General features: G+C 69.2%; 1 protein-coding gene. It reads left to right on the forward strand.

Annotated features, from left to right (window positions below):
• On the forward strand, positions 1-351 hold a 351-nt coding region (locus tag ACLZOT_RS50755; protein WP_416976087.1), incomplete at both ends, for a beta-ketoacyl reductase.

Here is a 351-nt window from a genome sequence, read left to right on the forward strand (position 1 = left end):
CGGCGGGGTGTGCTGGCGATGGAGCCGGAGCTGGCGATGGCTGCTCTGGAGCGGGCGGTGCGCGACGGCTCGGTCACCCTCACGGTGACGAACACGGACTGGGAGCGGTTCGCCCCCAGTTTCACGGTGGAGCGCCCGAGTCCTCTGCTGTCGGGCATTCCGGAGGCACGCAGGGCACTCGCCCGGCCGGGTGTGCAGTCTGCTGGTGAGTCGGTGTTGCGGGGCAGGCTGTCCGGGCTGGGGGAGAAGGAACGTACGCGGGTGCTGCTGGATTTGGTGCGGCGGGAGGCGGCGGTCACTCTCGGTTTCGACAATGCTGATGCCTTGCCGTCGGGGAGGGCTTTCCGTGAT

The sequence above is a fragment of the Streptomyces sp. 4F14 genome (genome assembly GCF_048159485.1).
Taxonomy (GTDB): Bacteria; Actinomycetota; Actinomycetes; order Streptomycetales; family Streptomycetaceae; genus Streptomyces.